Below are 20,504 nucleotides of genomic sequence, written 5' to 3' on the forward strand. Positions count from 1 at the left end.
TCGCAATTGTAACCTGTTCTGCCGTGGGGTTATTTACTTACGCCGTTGTTTCTATGCTCGGCGAATAAACACCACGCTAATAATAACGCCAATAATTAATTTAACATTGCTGATTGAGGATAAACTCGTGACGCGTTATTTTCCGCTGATCGCCATTGTTATATTTATAACAACAGGTTGCGATCAAAAAAAACGGAAGTTGCCCCTCTGCCGCGCATGGTGAAAGTGGCCAACGTGGTCGCTTCCGGTGAATCCCAGCAGCGCATCTTTCCCGCACGTATTGAATCGGGTGATTCCACAGACCTCTCCTTTAAACGGGGTGGGCAGATTGACTCACTGGAAATTCGGCAGGGCAACAATGTGACGCAGGGGCAAGTGATCGCCAAACTGGTGGCACGTGAGGCGCAACAGCGCGTCAACGAACGCCAGACCGCCGCCACGCTAGCCCAACGGCAGTTTGCACGCTTCCAGACGCTGGCGGGTCGCCAGGCGATTTCTCAGGCAGAAATGGACGTCCAACGCGCCAATCGAGATGCCGCCAATGCCACTCTGCAAATCGCCCGAGAAGAGTTAAGCCAGATGACGTTGTCCGCTCCGTTTAGCGGCACTGCGGCGATGGTTAACGTGCGTAATCATCAGGTGATTGCGGCGGGCCAGACCATTGCCACGTTGACGCGCACCGACCTGCTCGATGTGGTGTTTAACGTGCCGGAAAACCTGTTCACCGCGCTGGATATTCGCAACATGACCTATCGCCCGGTAGTGCGCATCAACACGCTGCCGGATCGCGAGTTTCAGGCCGAGTACAAAGAGCATACTGGCAGCAGTAGCAGCAATACCCTGACCTGGCAGGTGATCTTAACCATGCCGCGCCCCGCCGATTTTCCGGCCGTTGGAGGGGTGAGCGGCACCGTTACCATTAATCTGGCTAATCTCCCCGCTAACATTAATCGCGAATCGCTGGTGGTGCCGGTGGAGGCCGTATTCAACCCGGATAACAGCCAGCGCAATGACCCGCACGTCTGGGTGGTGCAAGGCAGCGGCGAGCAGCTGACGCTGGAGGATCGTAAAGTCACGGTGGGTGACGTCACCGATCGCGGCGTGGTCATCACTCAAGGGTTAAAAGCCGGTGAACGCGTGGTCGCCGCTGGCGTTAATGAATTACATGCTCAACAGCGGGTACGCATCTGGACGCGTGAGCGAGGGTTGTAATGGACATCTCCAAACAGTTTATTGATAACCCTATTCGCGTTTGGCTGGCCATTTTGCTGTTAGGGCTGGGCGGTATTTTTGCTCTGCTCAATATTGGCCGGCTGGAGGATCCTGCCTTCACCATCAAAACAGCGGTGATCGTCACGCAATATCCCGGCGCTTCCGCTCAGCAGGTGGAAGAAGAGGTGACGCTACCGCTGGAGAATGCGCTGCAGCAATTACCCTACCTGGACAATGTCAGTTCAATTTCCTCTAACGGCCTGTCTCAAATCACGGTGAATATTGCTTCGCGCTATCACTCTAATGAATTGCCGCAAATCTGGGATGAGCTACGGCGGCGCGTGGGTGATGCGGCACGCTTCTTCCCGCCCGGCGTGGCGGCCCCTTTCGTCAATGATGACTTTGGTGATGTGTTTGGTTTTTTCTTCGCCATTTCCGGCGACAACTTCAGTAACCCGGAGCTGGTGCAGTATGCCGAGCAGTTACGACGCGAACTGGTGCTGGTTCCCGGCGTGGGCAAGGTGGCGATAGGCGGCGCGATCCCGCAGCAAATCAACGTTGATGTCTCGCTGACAAAAATGGCAGCGCGCGGCATCACGCCAGCTCAACTCTCCGCCGCACTCAGCCGCCTCAACGTGGTCTCCAGCGCAGGAGAAATCAAATCCGGTACCGAATCGATTCGCCTGCATCCCACCGGGGAGTTTGAAAATATCGATGAGCTGAGCGATCTGCTGATCAGCCCGATGGGTGACACCGCCACCACCCGGTTACGTGATATTGCTACGCTGTCTCGTGGGTTAAGTGAATCCCCCTCCAGTATCTATCACGCCAGCGGACGTCCGGCAGTCACCATGGGCATCTCCTTTATTCCTGGCGTCAATGTGATTGATGTCGGGCGCGCTCTGGAAGCCAAACTGCAACAGATGTCAGCGGAAAAACCCGCCGGCATTGAGATCACCACCTTTTACGATCAGGCTGCCGAAGTGGCGCACTCCGTGAATGGGTTTATTGCTAACTTCCTGATGGCGCTGGCGATTGTGGTGGGTGTGCTACTGATCTTTATGGGCGTGCGCAGCGGCATCATCATTGCGCTCTCGCTGGCACTGAATGTGCTGGGCACCCTGCTGATCATGTATTTGTGGGGCATCGAGCTGCAGCGCATTTCGTTGGGTGCGCTGATTATCGCCCTCAGTATGCTGGTGGATAACGCCATCGTAATTGTTGAAGGGGTGCTGATTGCGCGTCAGCAAGGTTCATCGCGCACTTCGGCAATCAACTTTGTTATCCGGCGTTCGGCTTTCCCGCTATTGGGCGCCACCATTATTGCGATACTGGCGTTTGCACCGATTGGGTTGTCGCAGGATTCCACCGGTGAGTACTGCAAATCGCTGTTCCAGGTGCTGTTGATTTCGCTGATGCTGAGCTGGTTCTCAGCGTTAACCATCACGCCGGTGCTGATCAAATGGTGGCTGTTTAAAACGGATAAAACGGCAGCGCCCGCCGCTGAGAAATCGCCCTATGATGGAGGGTTTTATCAGCTCTACCAACGCACGCTGAACGCGTTGTTACAGCAAAAAACCGTCACGCTGGCGGTGATGGCCGCCCTGCTGGCGCTGGCGATCTGGGGCTTTGGCGGCGTCCGGCAAAACTTCTTCCCCTCTTCCAACACGCCGATTTTCTTTGTTGATCTGTGGCTGCCCTACGGCACGGACATTAAAGCCACCGAGCAAATGGCAGGCGATATTGAAAAATCGATCACCGGCCAGCCGGGCGTAGTGTCCACGGTGACCACCGTGGGTCAGGGCAGCATGCGCTTTATTCTCACCTACAATGGGCAGCGACAGTACAGCAACTATGCGCAAATCATGGTGCGCATGGACGATCAGCGAAATATCGCCGCGCTGTCACGCCGCGTGGATGACGACATCGCCCGCGATTATCCGCAGGTCAACGCCAGCACCAAACGCGTGATGTTTGGCCCTTCTGGCGGCAGCGCGATTGAGGTACGCATCAAAGGCCCCGATCCCGATCGCATGCGGCTGATTGCCAGCGAAGTCGGGGACATCCTGTCTCAAGATCCGGCCACCGACAGCGTACGTAACGACTGGCAAAACCGCAGCAAGGTAATCCGTCCGCAGTTCAATCCGGCGCTGGGCCGCGAGCTGGGCGTGGATAAGCAGGAAATCGATAACGCGCTGCAAATGAATTTCTCCGGCAGCCGCGTCGGTTTATACCGTGAAGGAGCGGATCTGCTGCCGGTGGTGGTACGTCCGCCCGCCAGCGAGCGCCAGGACGCCAACCATTTGAATAACGTGCTGGTGTGGAGCCAAAGCCAGCAGCACTACATTCCTCTCAGCAATGTGGTGAGCGGCTTCAATCTGGAGTGGGAAGATCCCCTGATCCTGCGACGCGATCGCAGCCGCGTGCTGACGGTGCTGACCGATCCCAGCCCGCTCAGCAGCGATACTTCCGGCGATATTCTGGCGCGGGTAAGACCGCAAATCGATCACATCCCGCTGCCTCACGGCTACAGCATTGAATGGGGCGGCGATGCCGAAAACTCCAGCGAAGCGCAGCAAGGTGTGTTCACTACGTTGCCGTTGGGCTATCTGGTGATGTTTGTGATTACCGTACTGATGTTCAGCTCGCTGAAAAACGCGGTGGCGATCTGGCTGACGGTGCCGTTGGCGCTGATTGGCGTGACACCAGGCTTTTTACTCACCGGCATTCCGTTTGGCTTTATGGCGCTGATTGGCTTGCTGAGCCTGAGCGGCATGTTGATTCGTAACGGCATTGTGCTGGTGGAAGAGATTGAGCAACAGAAGCAGGACAAAGCGCAGCATGAGGCGATTCTGTATGCCGCCACGTCGCGCCTGCGTCCCATCCTGCTCACCGCTTTCACTACGGTGTTAGGCCTGGCACCGCTGCTGCGCGATGTGTTTTTCCAGAGCATGGCGGTGGTGATTATGTTCGGACTGGGCTTTGCGACGATACTGACGCTGTTGGTTCTGCCGGTGATTTACGCCTGCTTCCACCGCCCTGAGAAAGCGACATCAGCATGAATGCCACCGGGCTGAATGTCATCAAGACACTCGGCTGCATGGCGGCCGTGACCTTTTTCACGCTGTATAACACCTGGGACCGCTACGATTATGATTACCACTGGATTCTGGCGTTTCTGACGTTTATCTCAACCATCGCTACACCGCTGTTTTTCGTCGTGGCCGGCATCATGGATGCCCATGCCGAGCAGGATTTGCGCTGGCAGCTCAATAAGATCCGCAATGTGGTGATCGTGTTTCTGTTCTGGATGACGATTTACTATCTCTGGGAGCCTTACCAGCGTGGCTATCTGATTCAGCCGTGGTTTGTGTTCTCGTTTATCGTGATTTACAGCTTCAATCCGCTGCTTTCGTGGCTCAGTCTGCATCGGGTGGCATTTTGCGCGCTGGTCGCTGCCCTGCTGCTGTTTTCCTATGGTTACGATTTGCTGTCGGTACTGTATCCCGAAGTGCGGGTGTTCAGCCTCGCGCCACAATATCGTATCTGGACCTGGCTGCTGTTTTACCTTACCGGCCAACTGTTATGTGAGCCGGTAATTGCCGACTGGCTAAGCCGCAAAAGAGCCGCCCTCGCCGCCGCCCTCGCCCTGCCCTTGATTTACCTGTTCACCTGGTTCTACGAGCAGCACTTCTTCTTCGCGCTGTTTAAAGCCGACCGCAATGCCTTCCTCCTCACCGGTTCACAAATTTACCTGCTGGTTGTGGCGCTGGTATTGGCCGCCAGCGGCGTGCGCTTTCGTCGCCATGTGGCACTTAAAGAGACGCTGTTAGCCACCGTCAGTAAAACCATGACCGGGGTATACATCATGCACTACTCGGTGTTTCACATCGTGACCGCGCTGATCCCGATCACCTCGCTGGCCACCAAACTCACGCTGATTGTGGTGACTTTTGTGTTTTCGGTGCTGATATCAAAACTGTTTCTTTCCATCACGTTGCTGAAAAAAGTCATCACTCTTTGAGGCACGATTGCAGATCTGGCTGCGGGCTGCAGGCGATGCGCCGATTAATTTGCGCCATCATATAGGCGAAAAATGGATTGGACGTATTGCGCATCAGCGTATCCAGACCCACGGTGAGACTGGCCGTTTCGCCGCGCAGCGAAATGGTGCCGAGACTGATGCCATAGCGATTTTTCTCGCCAGGTTCGCTGCCATACAGCGAATCCGAAAGCGGGAAAGGCACGGCAATATGCGATAGCGAATACATATCTTGCGGCCACGCCAGCTGCAGCGGGTGCGTCACCTCATGGGTTTGATCGGCAGCCGTGATGCGCGCCACCACCTCATAAGTGGTGGGTGAGGCGTTGGTGATCACCGTGGTGGTGTAATGGCGCGGCGCGGCAGGCAGTAAATCGTTGACCGCTGAATACAGCGCAGGCCGGAACAGCGCGCGTAAGTTGGCCGCCTGGTTGATATCGAAAATCACTAACTGGCTGCCGTTGTCCGGCAGATAACGATATAGCGCACTGACCACCGCGCGGGTACTGACGGTGGAATCGAGGATCGACTGGAACGTCAGCACCGGCGGTAAGCCACGTATTTCGCCATCGCGGGCGAGTTGCACCACCTGTTCCTGCAACGCCTGGGTTAACAGCCACGATTGACGTGCCGCTCGCACCGGGAACGAATTGTATTTAAACGGGTTATATTCCGGCACGATGTTCAGCCACGCGGCTTTGGCAAACACCGGGAACACCGCGGGCCACCCCGCTAATCCGGCAAAGCGGGCGTAAGCGGTGACGCCAATCATCGGCGACAGCAGCAACACCTGCTGCGGTTGGCGCAGACTCGGATTCTGCTGAGCATCGAGCACATATTTCATCGCCAGCGCGCCGCCGTTGGAGTAGCCCACCAGATGCAACGGGACTTGCGTGCCCGCCAGGCGCGTGGCTTCACGCACGGCCAAACGTGTGGCGGCAAGCCACATTTTCCAGTCAACTTTGGTTAACGATCCCGGTGCGGTGCCGTGGCCGGGCAATCTCGGCACCACCGCGATATAACCTTGTTGCTGATAAGCCTGAGCCAGATAACGCATGCTGTAGGGCGAATCCGTTAATCCGTGCAACAGCACCGCCGCACCTTTGATTGCACCCGTGGGTTTCAGCACAAACGAACGATTCCATTCAGTGGAAAATCCTGCCGGATAGACGGGGCTTTGCGCGTAATAGCGGTTAAGCGAGGTTTTCTCTTCGTCGCTCAGTTGATCGGTGACGTTGCGCTTCATCTGCTGGAAAATTACATCTTCCTGCGCCAGGTAATCGGCGAAGCTGGCGTGATCCATCTGATCCACCGTCATTTCATCAGCCGCCCAGGTATGCCAGCGATGCAGCGGCGGCCCCTGCTCAGACTGATAGCCGCGAATCAGCAAAAACATAATCAGCAGAGACAGCAGGCTCAGGATGATTCTTTTCAGCCACTGACGCGCAGAAGCACGCTGCACCGTGTCAGAAGCCATAGCGGAACCAGGCAAATAGCACGTTGCCGTTATTGTAGGTTCCGGGAATATAGGTGAACTGCACGTTAAGATTTTTATAGCCTGCGGAGAATAACGGCAAAACGATCGGTAGCGGCACATAGTTGGCAAAATCATCACGTGCGGTAATGCCCGCCGTCAGTCCCAACCCTAAGCGCACATCGCGTGCCTCATCCAGATACCAGCCCTTTTCCCAGCCGTACCCGATGATCGGCTGCCACATATTGTGCGAATCCTTAAATGCCATCGCATACAGCGCGCTCCAGTCACCGTCCTCGTTGTAGCGCGATACACCAAAACCGCCACCCCACGGTGATTCGTTGTAGTTGTCGGTTTTGTCTTTGTCGTAGGCGAAACGGGCATGCCAGCTGATGAACGGCAAATAGAGATCGTAATATTGTGGCTGCTCCCAGGTTTGCGAGACATCCTGCTTGAGCCATTCCCAGCCGTCACTCAATGTGCCCGCCGCCAGGGCCGGGAAGGTCAAAACACTTAATGAGATACACAACGCCACCAGAAAAGTTCGCATGGGTGATCCTTTTGCAAAAGCACCGATGATAGTGAGCAAGGTAAACAGCCGGGATGATCTGTGTGCCCATACCGGGCAGACCGTCAGGGAATATTATAGTTGTTGAGTGAAGGTTAAGGGGCTGCGCAAAGTATCCTGTTGCGTGGCACATTCCATAAGAACGAGGTCGATTTGACTGGAGGTGAAGACTTAAGCAAACTATGCTCTTTTGTATTAACAGTTAATACACGGTGAGTTCAATGAGAAAAATAACGTCAGTTAGCGTTGGTGAACAACTCGATAACTTTATCTCCCGCATGGTTGATTCAGGGCGATATGGATCAGCCAGTGAAGTGATGCGTTCGGCTTTGCGGCTGCTGGAACAACAGGAATCACATGATCAAGTTGTCCGAAATGCCGTAGTTGAAGGATTGGAAAGTGGCGAAAGCCCGCGTTCACTGCGTGAGATTGCCGCTGAAAGAAAGAAGCTCAATCGTGTATAAACTGTCTGAACTTGCCGACAGTGACTTTTCCAATATTTATGACTACACCCTGCTTAAATTTGGTGAAGCACAAGCCGATCGCTACACCGACGCATTGGATGAGTTTCTTGAAACATTGTCGAAAATGCCTGAGATGGGACAGGATTACCCGCGGGTGCAGGATGTAAAACGTATTGTTTTCCAGTCGCACACCATTTTTTATACTGCCTCTCCTTATGGGATATTTATTGCCCGAATTTTACATCAACAGATGGACACGGCTCGTCACTTACCCGACTTTTAATTCCACCTCAAGCTCCCTACCTCGCCCCTAATCTTCCTCGACAACGCTTTTTTTACCTTTTCCACTCATCCCATCTTGATAACGATAACGATTTTCATTCAAATACAGGCTGTCACTCTTTCACGCATGCAGCCGTGTGCGGTTGTTGGGAAGCTACCTTGTCAGCCTTTGAGCGTTACTACACGGAACTGTTCCGGTTTTTAAGCGGTAAGTTGCGGGATAAGCATCTCGCAGAAGAGATGACCCAGGAAACATTCAGCCGCGCGCTGGCTTCCCAGGAACAGATTTCCTCACACCGCGGTTTGCTCTACCATATCGCCAGAAATCTTTTGGTTGATCGCTATCGCCTGCAAAAACAGTATGAACCTTCGCAAGACATTGCCGCTGATGAGTTGCTGGCTCCGGGGCACGAACAGCCCGACAGCCTGCTGGAGAACCAGCGCTATATGGATCACATCGTTGCCGCCATTGAGACCCTGCCGCCACGCTGTCGCGAGGCGTTTATTCGCCATCGCATTGAGGGGCAGTCGCAAAGCGAAGTCGCGGCCAGCATGGGCATTTCCACCAACATGGTGGAAAAACACATCATCCGCGCCATGCTTGCCTGTCGTGCCAGCCGTGACAGCTGGCGTGCCGAACAGTCAACAAGGAAGTCATGATGACGCGTGATGATCAACAGACCCCTGCCGAACAGGCGATTCACTGGCTGCTGCGTCAACAGGAAGGCCTGACGCCAGCCGAGGAAGCGGCATTCCAGCGCTGGTTAAACATCCCCGCTCATCAGGCGGAATATCAGGATTTAAGCGGCTTGTGGCAACAAACCGCGCAGATACCCGTCGCATCTGTCACGCATCTTCGCCCGGCACCCGCTCCTCGCCGCTTATGGCGTCCTGTGCTGGCTGGCTGTGCCCTGTTGTTGCTGGCAGCGGTGCTGTACTTCCCGCTGCGCAACGAGTTTGCGGCACCCACTTACAGCGCGAGCTGGCATACCGGACGAGGCGAGATGCGCACGGTTGAATTGCCTGATGGCAGCCGCGTCTCGCTGGATGCGGGTACCCGGCTAAACGTGCGCTATTTTGCTAATCGCAGAGAAGTGGACATGCCGCAAGGTCAGGCTTTCTTCCAGGTTACGCACAATCCTCAGCAACCGTTCAACGTGTTGAGCGGCCCCTCACGCGTCACCGTGGTCGGCACCGAGTTTAGCGTGCGCTACCTGCCACACACCATGAGCGGTGACGGAACCTATGTGGCGGTCAGCGCTGGCGCCGTGCGCGTTGGCCCACGAGAGAACTGGCAGAACCGCTGGTGGCGCGCCATGCAGCATCTGCACCTTCCTCAGGCTCAGCGCCATATCACCGTGCTGCGCGCATCGGAACGTTCATTGACCGATGCACAGGGGCGACTGATATCGCGTTCGTCATTGCCAGCAGAGAGCATTGCCGCCTGGCGTGATGACCGCATAGTGCTGGATAACACCCGGTTGGATATGGCATTAGCGGAATTTGCCCGCTATCGCGATGTCTCTTTGGTGCTGAATTCGCCGGGCGTCGCCGCATTACGCGTGAGCGGCAGTTTTGACACCGAACGTGTCGATAGCTTTGCCAGGGCGCTGCCACGCGTGCTGCCAGTGAAAATAAAAAATGTTAAAAATCAGATGATTGTCACCTCATCGATGGAAACGTTAAAAAATAATTAAAAGGGACGTCAGGGTTTTACCCTGCGCGTCGTCTTCAGAAGAGAATGATTATTATTCATCTTAAATCTGGGGATTACGAATGGCTGTTATTTCTGTTTTACGCGCGTTGCGTACACCGCATCTTGCGGTCGCGCTGGCGGCGGCGTTACCGGCTGCGGGTATCTACGCAGCGGCGACGTTGTCATTGGCTCTGCCCGCGCAACCGCTGGCTACCTCACTTAATCAACTGGCGCGCCAGGCCAATGTGCAACTGATTGCGGCACCCGCTACCCTTGCCAATAAAATGGCCCCGGCGGTCAGCGGATCGATGACGTTAGAAGGCGCGCTGAGCCAGTTATTAACGGGCAGCGGGCTCAACGCCAGGTTGAACGGTGATACCGTGTCCATCACGCCATCCGCTACCGGTGAAGACACGCTCACCGTGAACAAATCGCTCGACGCCTCTTCCGCCGTGCCGCAGCAAACCACCAGCGCCAGCAAAACGGATACGCCACTGCTTGAAGTGCCGCAGTCGGTTTCCGTGATTACGCGTCAGCAATTGGACCGCCAGAATGTCCAAAGCGTCACCGAAGCGTTGCGCTACGTGCCGGGAGTGAAAACCGAAACCTACGGAGTCGATCCAAAAGGCTATGACTGGATTTACATTCGCGGCTTCAACGCCCTGACCACCAACGATTACCGTGACGGCCTGCGCCAGCTCAACAACAGCTACAGCTATTTCCGTACCGAGCCCTACGCGCTCGAACGTGTCGATATTGTGCGCGGTCCCTCATCAACCCTGTTTGGCCTCGGTGATGCTGGCGGGATCGTGAACCGCGTCAGTAAAATGCCTGACGCACGCGGCGTGCATGAAGTCGAAGTTCAACTGGGGAATTTCAACCGCCGCCAGGCGCAGTTTGATATGAGCGATAAGCTCGATGATGAAGGTCAATGGCTGTATCGCGTGGTCGGTCTTGCACGTGACAGCGATACCCAGTTCCAGTATCGCGATGGACCGCGCGTCGAAGATAATCGCCTTTACCTTGCGCCAACGTTGACCTGGCTGCCTTCCGCCGATACCAGCCTGACGCTGCGCGCTGATTACCTGCGTGATACCTCCGGCGGCACCGTGGCAGTGTTGACCAATCCAGGCAACAAAACCACCGATACGCTGCTCGGCGATTACAACTACAACCGCTTCCGTCAGGAGCAATACAGCGTTGGCTATGAGTTCAGTCAGCAGCTCTCAGAAGGCATCAAGTTCCGCCAGAACCTGCGCTATGGCCAGACTGACACCATTTTGAATAACCTGCTGCCGGGCGATCCGGACTTCACCACCAACACCGTGTCCCGCAACGCCATTCGTTTTGATGAGCACATGAAAGCCTTCAACATCGATAACCAGCTGCAGATGGATTTCAACACGGCGTCTGTCGCGCACACGCTGCTGGCCGGGGTGGATTACAGCTGGCTGGATGCTAACGCCAAACGCTTCAGCGCCGTTGCGCCTGCGCTCAGCATCACTAATCCGGTTTACGGTCTGGATATTGCCGATCCGACCAACGCCGTGAACAACAACGATCAAACCACCGCCCAGTTGGGTGTGTACCTGCAGGATCAAATTCATGTGACCGACCAATGGCTGGTGACGCTCGGCGGACGTCATGACGATATCAGCATGCGCACGCAGAACAACCTGAGCGGCAGCAGCTCATGGGTGGACAAAGATGCCTGGACGGGCCGCGCGGGATTAACCTATCTGGTCGGCAACGGTTTGGCACCGTACATCAGCTACGCTGAGTCTTTCGTACCCAACAGCGGCACCGACAGCCAGAACCGCACCTTCGACCCGAGCAAGGCGCATCAGTATGAGATTGGGGTGAAATATCAGCCGGACAGCAACCTGCTGATGACGCTGGCCGCATTTGATATCACCAAATCCAACGTGCTCACCAATGAAATCGTCGATGGCCTCGCCACGGGTTATCAGGTGGCATCGGGTGAAGTGCGCTCACGCGGCATCGAGTGGGAAACGCAGGCCCAGCTGACGTCTAACCTCGATGTGCTGGCTTCCTACACCTACACCGATGCCGAGATATCCAAAAGCAACAATGGCGATCAGGGCAAGCAGCAGGCTAACGTGCCGAAAAACATGGCATCGGCATGGCTGAACTACGGCTTCCATCAGGGCATCTTTGATGGTCTGTTGCTGAGCACTGGCGTGCGTTACATCGGCAGCATGTACGGCGACAACGCCAACACCATCCCGGTGAAGAATTTCACTCTGGTGGATGCGGGCGTGAAATATCAGGTGAACAGAAATATTCAGGTCGGATTCAACGTGCAGAACCTGTTTGATCATCACTATGTCGGCACCTGCGATGGCGATACCAGCTGCTATCCTGGCCAGGAACGCACCTTTATAGGCTCGCTGAAACTGAACTTCTGATGTCCAACATCAGTCGTCGCACCTGCCTTAAAATGCTCGTCGTGCTGCCCATGGCGGCACGCGCGGGCCAGGTGCATCTCGATCGCCACCGTATCGTGGCGATTAACTGGGCGGCAGCGGAAACGCTGCTGAGCCTGGGCGTCACACCGCTGGCGATATCCGATAGCCACTATTTTCGCCAACGCATTCCGCGACCGTTATTACCTGCCAGCGTGCAGGATATCGGGCCTTTCTGGGAGCCCAATCTCGAAATGCTCGCAGCCCTGCGCCCCGCACTGATTATCAGCGATGCACTCCCGGCGGCCGTCATGACCAAAATGGCGACCATCGCCCCGCTAGAAACCGTCACCGCATATGCGACGTCCGGTGATTTATGGCAAACCCTGCATGACTGGACCCAGCAACTTGGCGCGCGCCTGGATGTTACCCTCCGCGCAACTCAGTGGCTGCAACAGGTCGATGCGGCAATGCACTCTTATCGCCAGCGCCTGGTTAATCATCAACACAAGCGCGTGCTGGTGATGGTGCTGGATCAGGATGGAAAATACGCGACCCTTTACGGCAGCGGCAGTTTGGCTGATGCGGTGTTACGTCAGTTGGGCCTGATCAACGCCTGGCAAACGTCCGTCAACGCTGCGCACGTGGCGCGAGTGCGCATTGAGGAACTGGCCGATCTGCCGTGCGACTGGCTGTTCTACACCGAGTTACCCACGGCGATGACGCGTTTGATGCGCGCCCGACAGCCGAACGGTTTATGGCACCATTTGCCGATGGTGGCACAAGGGCGTGTCACCCGTTTGGATCATTTCTTCCCGTTCGGCAGCCTCGCGACGGCGCTTGGGCTGGCGGACGATATCACTCGCGTGCTGGAATACACATCATGAAACCCCTTAGTGCCATGGTGCTGGTGTGCGCTGCTTTTATTGCGGCACTGACGCTGGTCACCGTCAATTACACCGCGCTGCTGGCACGCTATCCCGTCTCACTTGCATTACTGCTGGTTGAGCAAAGCTTTCTGCCGCGCATCGCTATCAGCCTGCTGTGCGGCGCGGGCCTGGCGTTGGCCGGTTTGCTATTCCAACAGGTGCTGCAAAATCCGCTGGCCGAGCCGGGAACGCTCGGTGTGGCTGCCGGAGCCAATCTGGCGATGTCCGCAGCGCTGGTGTTCGCGCCGGGCCTGCTGGTCATCGGCTTGCCGTTGCTGGCGCTGATCGGATCGGGGATGGCTATTTTGATCCTGATCGCGCTCACCGCTGGCCGCCGATTCGCGCCGCTAAGCGTGATTCTGGTGGGCATGGTTCTCAGCCTGTACGGCAACGCGCTGAACACGCTATTGGTGCTGTTCAATCATGACTACCTCAGCGATCTGTTTAGCTGGCAGGCCGGGACACTGACGCAAAGCGGCTGGAGCAGCAGCCTGGTATTGTCGGTAACGCTGGCTTGCGCGCTGATCGCCAGCCTGCTGCTGGTCAGGCCGCTAACGGTGCTGGGATTATCCGAACAAAATGCCCGTGCATTGGGCCTGGCCACGGTGCAGGTGCGCATTATGGCGCTGGGCGTGGCGGTCTTGCTGAGTGCGATGATCACCAGTCAGGTGGGGATTATCAGTTTTATCGGGCTGGCGGCTCCGGCCATGGTGAAAGCCTGCGGCCTGCGCCGCTTCCCACAGCAGTTGATCGCCAGCATGCTCACCGGTGCAACCTTACTGCTGCTGGTCGATCAGCTCGCATTTCGATTCTCCCCAGCGGCGGGCGATATTCCGACAGGTGCGGTGACGGCACTGTTAAGCGCACCGTTGTTATTGATACTGCTGATGCGGCAACGCACCACACATCTTCCGGCCGGGCAAACGCGGGTCAGCGCCACACCACGTTTCAACACTCGTCAACTGGGGATCCTGTTGCTGCTTTTGCTGCTGGTCCTGCCGGCGTCTCTCTGGCTCAACCGCACACCGCCGGGCGCAATCACTTCGCAATTGCTGGTCTGGCGCTGGCCGAGAATCAGCGGTGCACTCTGTGCTGGCATGATGCTGGCGTGTGCGGGCGTGTTAATTCAACGCTTAACCGGCAATGTGATGGCAAGCCCGGAGCTGACCGGCATCAGCAGCGGTGCAGCGCTGGCGGTGTTATTGACCGTGTTGTTCACCTCCTGGCCACTCACTTTTATGCTGCCTGCTGCGGTGGTCGGAAGTCTGCTCGCCATGCTGTTGCTGTTTTTGTTTGGCGCACGCAGTGGGTTTAACCCACAGAAAATGGTGCTGATTGGTTTGAGCCTCACCAGCCTCGCCAGCGCGCTGAATATGATATTGATGCTGAGTGGCGACCCGCGAGCCTGATGCTGCTGAACTGGAGCACCGGTTCGACCGCCAACATTGATGCAAGCATGGCCATCGGGGCGATGGTTGCCGCGATGGTGTTGTGTCCGCTGGCGTTGATGATGCAACGCTGGTTGACGCTATTAGGATTAGGGCAGCCGACCGCTCAGTCATTGGGCATCGCCTTGCGCCGCACAAATTTGTTGATCCTGCTGCTGACGGCCCTGCTCACCGCCGCCGGCACGCTGCTGGTCGGCCCGCTGAGTTTTATCGGCTTGCTGGCACCGCAATGCGCCAGAGCCTTGGGTGCCAATCTATTGCGTCATCAGCTGTGTGCCGCCGCGTTGATGGGAGGATTGTTGATGGTGCTCGCCGACTGGTTGGGGCGCAATATTGCCTGGCCGTGGCCGATCTCCGCCGGGCTGTTAACCGCGTTTATCGGTGCACCGTGGTTTTGTGGCAGCTGCGCAGAACGTCAGGCTGAGCAACATTCACCCCATCACAACTCGCTCACTGAACGCCTTGCGCCATTTTGTCGGCGTGGTGTTGAACCGTTGTCTGAAGTGATGGCGCAGCGCTTCGGGAGAACCAAACCCCGCCTGCTCAGCGACCTGATCAATGCTGAGCCCGTTGTTCTCCAGCATCGCGCAGGCCTTTTCCAGCCGAATGCCGAGCAACCATTCGCCCGGCGACGTGCCGGTAGCATCATGAAAGCGACGAATAAAGGTTCGACGGCTCATGCCCACTTGCCGTGCCAACTGCTCAATCACCAGTGGCGCGTTCAGATTATTACGCAAGTCGTCCAGCAGAGGCGCGAGGCTATTGTTGCGGCGTTGTGGAACCGGTTGTTGAATCAGCTGCGCCTGGCTGCCTTCCCGCAGCGGCGGCGTCACCATTCTGCGCGCGGTGCGGTTGGCGACGTCGATACCGTAATCGCGTCGAATCAAATGCAGGCATAAATCGACGCCGGCCGCACCGCCCGCTGACGTGATGATGCTGCCTTCATCCACGTAGATCATGCCATGTTCCACCTGCACCTGCGGAAATCTCTCGGCAAGGATCTCAGTGCTGTTCCAGTGGGCGGTGGCACGCTTGCCATTCAACAAACCCGCTTCGCCGAGCACAAAACTTCCGGCGCAGATCGAGACAATCCGTGCGTCATTAGCATGGGCACGTTGTAATGCCGCAATCAGCGCATCAGATGCCGGTGCAGATACGCTGCGCCAGCCGGGGATGACGATGGTTCCGGCGTCTTCCAGTAACTCAAGCCCGCCATCCACCACCAAACGAACGCCGCCCTGCGCACCAAACACGCCGTCTTCCACCGACGCCACGCTCAGGTCATACAGCGGATGGCCAAGCACTTCATCTGCGCGACCAAAGGCCTCAACGGCAGTACCAAATTCAAATGTACAGAGGCATTCATATGCCAGGAGCACCAGCCGCCGGTTTTCGGCGCAGCAGGATGGGAACGCAGATAAGATGTGATTTGCATGTGAGCCTTAACCATGATGTTGGCACGATCTTGACGATATCTGGCATCGGCATGGATTTCCACTGCTACCTCAATCTTCCATGCTGGCACGCTCTAAACGTTACGCAGGAATTCAGGATGAAAAACATGTTGGCGCTGATGGCGGTGTGCTTAGCCGCATTGATGTCGGGGCTGGAAATCTCCAGCGTGCCAGTGATTTTACCGGTACTGGAAAAGGAGATGCAGGCAAATTTTCACGATCTGCAGTGGATCATGAATGCCTATACGCTGGCCTGTACCGCCGTTTTAATGGCGACCGGCACGCTGGCAGATAACTATGGCCGCAAACGCATCTTTATCATCAGCATCATCGGCTTTGGCCTGACCTCAGTGATGTGTGGGCTGGCCGGGAGTGCGTTCTGGCTGATTGTGGGACGTTTCCTGCAAGGACTGAGCGGCGGCGCGATGTTGACCTGTCTGATCGCCATTCTGTCGTTCCAGTTTCCCCAGGGAAAAGCGCGTAGCCGGGCATTTGCCGCGTGGGGGATTACCTTTGGCTTTGGCCTCGGTTTCGGTCCTATCATCGGCGGGATACTGGTGGCGGTTTTGAGCTGGCAATGGGTATTTCTGGTGCACGGCTTTATCGCGCTGCTGACGTTGGTGCTGGCGCTGAAAAATGTGGTGGAATCCCAGGATAGCCAGGCTAAAAAACTCGATGTGGGCGGTTTGATGACGCTGACGATATGCGTGGTCGGGGTGACCTATCTCATCACCCAGGGCGGCAGCATCGGTTGGGGTAGCCTTGAGGCCCGGCTAATCATACTGGTGATCCTGATTAGCGCGGTCCTGTTTATCCGAACGGAGAAGCGCCATCCGCACCCGATGTTTGATTTTTCGGTATTTCGCATTCGCTCCTTTTCGGGGGCTTTGATGGGTTCGATTGGCATGAACTTCAGCTTTTGGCCGCTGATGATTTACCTGCCGGTTTATTATCAGAGCGGGCTCGGGTACAGCAGTATCGCAACCGGCATCGCGTTGCTTGCTTATACCCTGCCCACCTTATTGATGCCGCCGATAGGGGAAAAGCTGGTGCTGCGATTTGGCGCTGCCCGCATCATTCCCCCTCGGGCTATTTTCGATCGGTTTGGGGTTTGTGTTGATGAAGCTGGCCGTTGCGTATCAGCTGAGTTTGTTGCCCGGTGCCCTGCTGGCGGGAACAGCGCTAGGACTCACCAATACACCTGTGACCAATACAACCACCGGTTCCGTTGCGGCCAATCGGGTCGGCATGGCATCTGGGATTGATATCAGTGCGCGTTTAATTACGCTGGCGATCAACATCGCATTGATGGGCAGCCTGCTGGTGGCCGGTATCGCCGCCAGTTTGCGGCAGCGGATCCCTGCCTCCAGCGATGTGGCCGCTTTAGCAGAGCGGATAGCGGCTGGCGCGGAGGTTGCACTTAGCCGCGATATCGCCTCGCAGGTGCTGGCCGACGGTTTTTCCGCAGTGCTGACCTATGGCGCGCTAGGTGTGGGCGTTCTGGCGCTGGCGAGTTACCTGCTGTTTAACCTGAAAATGCCCAACACCGCTAATCGGGCGGTCAGTGAATGCCGGCGAGATTAACGGCTATCGCGCCACGCAGCCAAAGCGGTCTTCCAGCAGCGGATATCGCTGCGCATTCGGTAACTCAAAATGCCACCACTCGGTTGGCATGCCGACAAAACCGCCTGCCAGCATAATCGCGTTAAGCATCAAACGGTGCCGCTGCGCCTGTTGCGGCACATCGGGATGAAACGGATGCGACAGATCTTCCATTGAATCAAAGGCGGTGCCCATATCCAGCACGTTGCCTGCGTCATCCACTAACGTCAGATCAATTGCCACGCCACGGCTGTGATTCGAGCCCGTGGCGGGCGGTACTACGTAGTCGGCATCCGGGCAGGCATCCCACAGATGCCACTGCGCTTGCTGCGGGCGATATGCATCAAAGACCAATAAGGTTAAGCCAGCCAGTCGGGCAACTTCGACACTTTTTTGCAGCGCGCACGCCGCTTCTGGATGCAGCAAGGCCCGCGCTTCGCAATAAATGGCGTGCCCGGTGATGTTATCGGTCGTGGCGTATTTCAGATCAAAAGCCAAAGTCGGAAAAGTAGCGGCTAAGTCGGTGAGTAAAAGGTCCTGCGTCATCCTTTATCCTGTTGATCAATGTTCCGGCAATGATAATAGCTGGCGCGGCAGCGTTGTCAGCCGCTCTGCGCCCTGCGGCGTCACGCGGATGGTCTCACTGAACGCCAGACTTTGCGCAGAAGTATACATATGGAACACCATATCCTCCTCCAGTAACCACTCCGCTTTTGCATGGAAGCTACAGGAAAAATCACTCGGGCGCGGCGTGCGCGTATACAGCCCGAGCGCATAACCGGTGATGTTGGGGTAATCCGCGCGGAGTCCCTTATTCAATAACCCCTCGCGCACAATCGCATCCACTTCCCGTGCGCTAACGCCGGGTTTCATGGCCCTAAACTGTGCATCCTGTATCGCGATGAGCTGCTGCGCCAGCTCAGCACGCTGGGCGGAAATCTCACCCACAATAAACGGACGCATCAGGCGCGCGCTGTAGTGTTTCACTTTGGGGATCAGCTCAACGTGCAGCACATCGCCACGCTGTAAACGCTGCTCGTGACCGCTGGCATGCAGAAAACCGTTATCGCCGCTGGCAATGACGATGGGCCCGGTTTCTCCGGTGTCTGCACCCAAACGCAAAAATTCGCCCGCCGCTAGCGCAGCGACATCGCGTACGCGCCAGCCGCCCTGTACGGCTTTGCCAATCTTATCCATCGTACTATCCGCAATCGCGGAGGCCTGACGCAGCGCCTCCAGCTCCGCCGGGAATTTCACGCTGCGCAGCCGATCGCTCACACCGGTTAAATCGCACCACTGCACGTCTGGCAGATGGCGCGACAGCTGCTGCCAGCTGTGCACCGTCATGCCGTAGGAGGTGTAATCCGCGCCAAGGCGTGCACGCTGATAACCGCGTCGAATCAGACTGTGCGCCACCGCCGACCAAGGGTCCTGATCGTCACGATAGCTTTCTACCGCCAGCGTGGGCGATTGCGCGCGGCACGGTGCTTCATCCAACTGGCGCAGCACCATCCAGGGATCGCCGTTAAGCGGAACCAGACAAGCGCGATACAGGGTTTCCGACACGGTATAACCAGTCAGCCAGGCCAGCAGTTCGCCATGATCGACGATCATCACATCCACATTGGCCTGCTGCATCGCGGCACGCAGGCGGCTTAGCGCGGCAGCATTCATTATGCGCCCTCGACCGGCTGGCAGATCTCCAGTATCGCGAGCAGATAGATGCGCACCATATCGAGGAATTCCGTGATCTCAACGCGTTCGTCCGGCATGGTGTTGTATTTGCCGCCGGGGCCGCACACGATACCTTCCATACCCGCATGCTGATAAAGATGTGCGGCGTCAGTGCCGAAGAACGCTGGCGGCGTGATGACGCCAGTAGGCTGTTCGGTGCCACGCACCGTTTTCCAGCCGCGATTCACCGCTTTGACAATCGGTGACTCTGGCGACACTTCAAACGGCAGCATGGTTGGCTTGTCGCGGATACCATCATCAAACAGCTCTGCTTTCAGGCCGGGGAAGCGCTGACACAGCGTATCCAGCAGCGCTTGCAGGTCCGCTAACACGCCTTCAACGGTTTGACCCGGTGCAAAGCGGGCTGAACCTTTCAAGCGCACGAAGTCTGCGACCTGCGGCGGACGCCACTCTTCCAGATCGCGCCCCAGTGCGCCGTGTACGGTACCGATATGCCCCCGGTTGACCTTCAGATGCTCATCGCTTTTTGCGCCGCTGAACACCATGCCGTTTATCTGCGGAATCAGTTCGACGGCGGCATTGATCGCATCCACCGCGTCTTCACGTTTCGACAGATGACGCGTATCGCCCGTCAACTCAATGGTGAACATCAGCGATCCCGCGTGCATGGTCAGTGCCTGGAGATCGGTGGGTTCCGCATTGATAAAGTAATCGGCGCGTACGCCCTGCTCAATCGCTGCCAACGTGCCGATACCGCCTTGCAATTCGCCCACCACGTAGGTCAGAATCACATCGCCTTTCAGTTTCACGCCGGCATCAATCAACGTTTTCAGCGCGCAGAAATAGGCGGCATCGCCCGCTTTCATGTTGGAGACGCCAATGCCGTAAATGAACTGGTCGTCAATTTTTCCCGCCCAGGATCCACCGTCCAGCCTTCGGTCACCGGATTAGTGTCCAGATGACCGTTGAACAGCAGGCTATTACCGCCACCGCTGCCCGCCAGGCGGCCGATGGCATTGAGACGATCGCCGGGCACTTTTTGCAGTTCGGTTTCCAGGCCCAGCTGCGCCATCTGTTCTGCCATGTAGCGTGCTAACTCACGTTCGCCGTCGGTGGCGCTATAGCTCTTGTGCTGCACCATTTTGGCCAGGAAAGAGAGGCAGAACTCGCGATCGATATGATGAATTAACTGTTCAGGATTCATGCTTTTCT

General features: G+C 56.6%; 14 protein-coding genes and 4 pseudogenes. 12 read left to right on the forward strand and 6 right to left on the reverse strand.

Translation table 11 applies throughout. From position 1 onward, the window contains the following. Positions 1 to 127 precede the first annotated feature (127 nt). The 3 genes and pseudogenes from HA45_RS19380 (at position 128) to HA45_RS19390 (ending at position 5,236) form a co-directional block, all read left to right on the forward strand. A pseudogene (locus tag HA45_RS19380) lies at positions 128 to 1,212 on the forward strand (efflux RND transporter periplasmic adaptor subunit). Beyond that, the gene (locus HA45_RS19385; protein WP_100700219.1) at positions 1,212 to 4,274 is read left to right on the forward strand and encodes an efflux RND transporter permease subunit; all 3,063 of its coding nucleotides are present in this window, start codon (positions 1,212 to 1,214) and stop codon (positions 4,272 to 4,274) included. Before HA45_RS19380 ends, HA45_RS19385 begins: the two are co-directional and overlap by 1 nt. After that, positions 4,271 to 5,236 (forward strand): acyltransferase family protein, encoded by a 966-nt coding sequence (locus tag HA45_RS19390; protein WP_100700220.1) that lies wholly within the window; start codon positions 4,271 to 4,273, stop codon positions 5,234 to 5,236. The genes HA45_RS19385 and HA45_RS19390 overlap by 4 nt, the downstream gene beginning before the upstream one ends. Here the strand turns inward: HA45_RS19390 and HA45_RS19395 are convergent. Then, positions 5,226 to 6,731, reverse strand: a complete 1,506-nt coding sequence (locus HA45_RS19395) for an alpha/beta hydrolase (RefSeq protein ID WP_100700221.1) — start codon at positions 6,729 to 6,731, stop codon at positions 5,226 to 5,228. The two genes, HA45_RS19390 and HA45_RS19395, sit on opposite strands and share 11 nt — an antisense overlap. After that, complete coding sequence (pagP, locus tag HA45_RS19400) at positions 6,721 to 7,278, reverse strand: lipid IV(A) palmitoyltransferase PagP (protein ID WP_100700222.1); 558 nt, start codon at positions 7,276 to 7,278, stop codon at positions 6,721 to 6,723. The genes HA45_RS19395 and pagP overlap by 11 nt, the downstream gene beginning before the upstream one ends. A gap of 239 nt (positions 7,279 to 7,517) precedes the next feature. Between pagP and HA45_RS19405 the strand changes: the two genes are divergently transcribed. The 8 genes and pseudogenes from HA45_RS19405 to HA45_RS28710 all read left to right on the forward strand — a co-directional run. After that, on the forward strand, positions 7,518 to 7,760 hold the full coding sequence (locus tag HA45_RS19405; protein WP_100700223.1) for a type II toxin-antitoxin system ParD family antitoxin: 243 nt from the start codon (positions 7,518 to 7,520) through the stop codon (positions 7,758 to 7,760). Next, positions 7,753 to 8,043, forward strand: coding sequence for a type II toxin-antitoxin system RelE/ParE family toxin (locus HA45_RS19410; protein WP_100700224.1), 291 nt, complete (start codon positions 7,753 to 7,755; stop codon positions 8,041 to 8,043). The genes HA45_RS19405 and HA45_RS19410 overlap by 8 nt, the downstream gene beginning before the upstream one ends. A gap of 158 nt (positions 8,044 to 8,201) precedes the next feature. Continuing rightward, a complete protein-coding gene (locus HA45_RS19415) occupies positions 8,202 to 8,702 on the forward strand; it encodes an RNA polymerase sigma factor (RefSeq protein ID WP_100700225.1) in 501 nt (166 codons plus the stop codon). Continuing rightward, the gene (locus HA45_RS19420) at positions 8,699 to 9,739 is read left to right on the forward strand and encodes a FecR family protein (RefSeq protein ID WP_244563479.1); all 1,041 of its coding nucleotides are present in this window, start codon (positions 8,699 to 8,701) and stop codon (positions 9,737 to 9,739) included. Before HA45_RS19415 ends, HA45_RS19420 begins: the two co-directional genes overlap by 4 nt. 79 nt (positions 9,740 to 9,818) lie before the next feature. Then, positions 9,819 to 12,167, forward strand: a complete 2,349-nt coding sequence (locus HA45_RS19425; RefSeq protein ID WP_100700227.1) for a TonB-dependent siderophore receptor — start codon at positions 9,819 to 9,821, stop codon at positions 12,165 to 12,167. After that, entirely contained in the window at positions 12,167 to 13,051 is an 885-nt protein-coding gene (locus HA45_RS19430; RefSeq protein WP_100700228.1) for an ABC transporter substrate-binding protein, read from the forward strand. Before HA45_RS19425 ends, HA45_RS19430 begins: the two co-directional genes overlap by 1 nt. Further along, entirely contained in the window at positions 13,048 to 14,502 is a 1,455-nt protein-coding gene (locus HA45_RS19435; protein WP_128599008.1) for an iron ABC transporter permease, read from the forward strand. Before HA45_RS19430 ends, HA45_RS19435 begins: the two co-directional genes overlap by 4 nt. A gap of 62 nt (positions 14,503 to 14,564) precedes the next feature. Further along, positions 14,565 to 14,879 (forward strand): annotated as a pseudogene (locus HA45_RS28710) (iron chelate uptake ABC transporter family permease subunit); the annotation flags it as partial. 93 nt (positions 14,880 to 14,972) lie between these two features. Here HA45_RS28710 and HA45_RS19445 read toward each other — a convergent pair. After that, positions 14,973 to 15,920: a helix-turn-helix domain-containing protein gene (locus HA45_RS19445; RefSeq protein ID WP_244563480.1), complete on the reverse strand. Its 948-nt coding sequence runs from the start codon at positions 15,918 to 15,920 to the stop codon at positions 14,973 to 14,975. Between the two features lie 173 nt (positions 15,921 to 16,093). Between HA45_RS19445 and HA45_RS19450 the strand changes: the two are divergent. Next, positions 16,094 to 17,579: pseudogene (locus HA45_RS19450) on the forward strand (MFS transporter). 3 nt (positions 17,580 to 17,582) lie between these two features. On the opposite strand, the gene ddpX reads toward HA45_RS19450, so the two are convergent. The 3 genes and pseudogenes from ddpX to HA45_RS19465 all read right to left on the reverse strand — a co-directional run bounded on the left by ddpX (position 17,583) and on the right by HA45_RS19465 (position 20,496). Continuing rightward, a complete protein-coding gene (gene ddpX / locus HA45_RS19455) occupies positions 17,583 to 18,143 on the reverse strand; it encodes a D-alanyl-D-alanine dipeptidase (protein ID WP_100700230.1) in 561 nt (186 codons plus the stop codon). 15 nt (positions 18,144 to 18,158) lie between these two features. After that, complete coding sequence (locus tag HA45_RS19460) at positions 18,159 to 19,271, reverse strand: M24 family metallopeptidase (RefSeq protein ID WP_100700231.1); 1,113 nt, start codon at positions 19,269 to 19,271, stop codon at positions 18,159 to 18,161. Continuing rightward, positions 19,271 to 20,496 (reverse strand): annotated as a pseudogene (locus tag HA45_RS19465) (M20 family metallopeptidase). Before HA45_RS19465 ends, HA45_RS19460 begins: the two are co-directional and overlap by 1 nt. Between the last annotated feature and the right edge of the window lie 8 nt (positions 20,497 to 20,504).

The organism is Pantoea rodasii, from assembly GCF_002095465.1.
Lineage (GTDB): Bacteria > Pseudomonadota > Gammaproteobacteria > Enterobacterales > Enterobacteriaceae > Pantoea > Pantoea rodasii.

Excerpts from the sequence above, each read along its gene's own strand:
- HA45_RS19395 (WP_100700221.1), bottom strand. The coding sequence starts at position 6,731 with ATGGCTTCTGACACGGTGCAGCGTGCTTCTGCGCGTCAGTGGCTGAAA.
- HA45_RS19435 (WP_128599008.1), top strand. The coding sequence starts at position 13,048 with ATGAAACCCCTTAGTGCCATGGTGCTGGTGTGCGCTGCTTTTATTGCG.
- HA45_RS19460 (WP_100700231.1), bottom strand. The coding sequence starts at position 19,271 with ATGAATGCTGCCGCGCTAAGCCGCCTGCGTGCCGCGATGCAGCAGGCC.
- pagP (WP_100700222.1), bottom strand. The coding sequence starts at position 7,278 with ATGCGAACTTTTCTGGTGGCGTTGTGTATCTCATTAAGTGTTTTGACC.
- HA45_RS19385 (WP_100700219.1), top strand. The coding sequence starts at position 1,212 with ATGGACATCTCCAAACAGTTTATTGATAACCCTATTCGCGTTTGGCTG.
- HA45_RS19420 (WP_244563479.1), top strand. The coding sequence starts at position 8,699 with ATGATGACGCGTGATGATCAACAGACCCCTGCCGAACAGGCGATTCAC.
- HA45_RS19405 (WP_100700223.1), top strand. The coding sequence starts at position 7,518 with ATGAGAAAAATAACGTCAGTTAGCGTTGGTGAACAACTCGATAACTTT.
- HA45_RS19425 (WP_100700227.1), top strand. The coding sequence starts at position 9,819 with ATGGCTGTTATTTCTGTTTTACGCGCGTTGCGTACACCGCATCTTGCG.
- ddpX (WP_100700230.1), bottom strand. The coding sequence starts at position 18,143 with ATGACGCAGGACCTTTTACTCACCGACTTAGCCGCTACTTTTCCGACT.
- HA45_RS19390 (WP_100700220.1), top strand. The coding sequence starts at position 4,271 with ATGAATGCCACCGGGCTGAATGTCATCAAGACACTCGGCTGCATGGCG.
- HA45_RS19430 (WP_100700228.1), top strand. The coding sequence starts at position 12,167 with ATGTCCAACATCAGTCGTCGCACCTGCCTTAAAATGCTCGTCGTGCTG.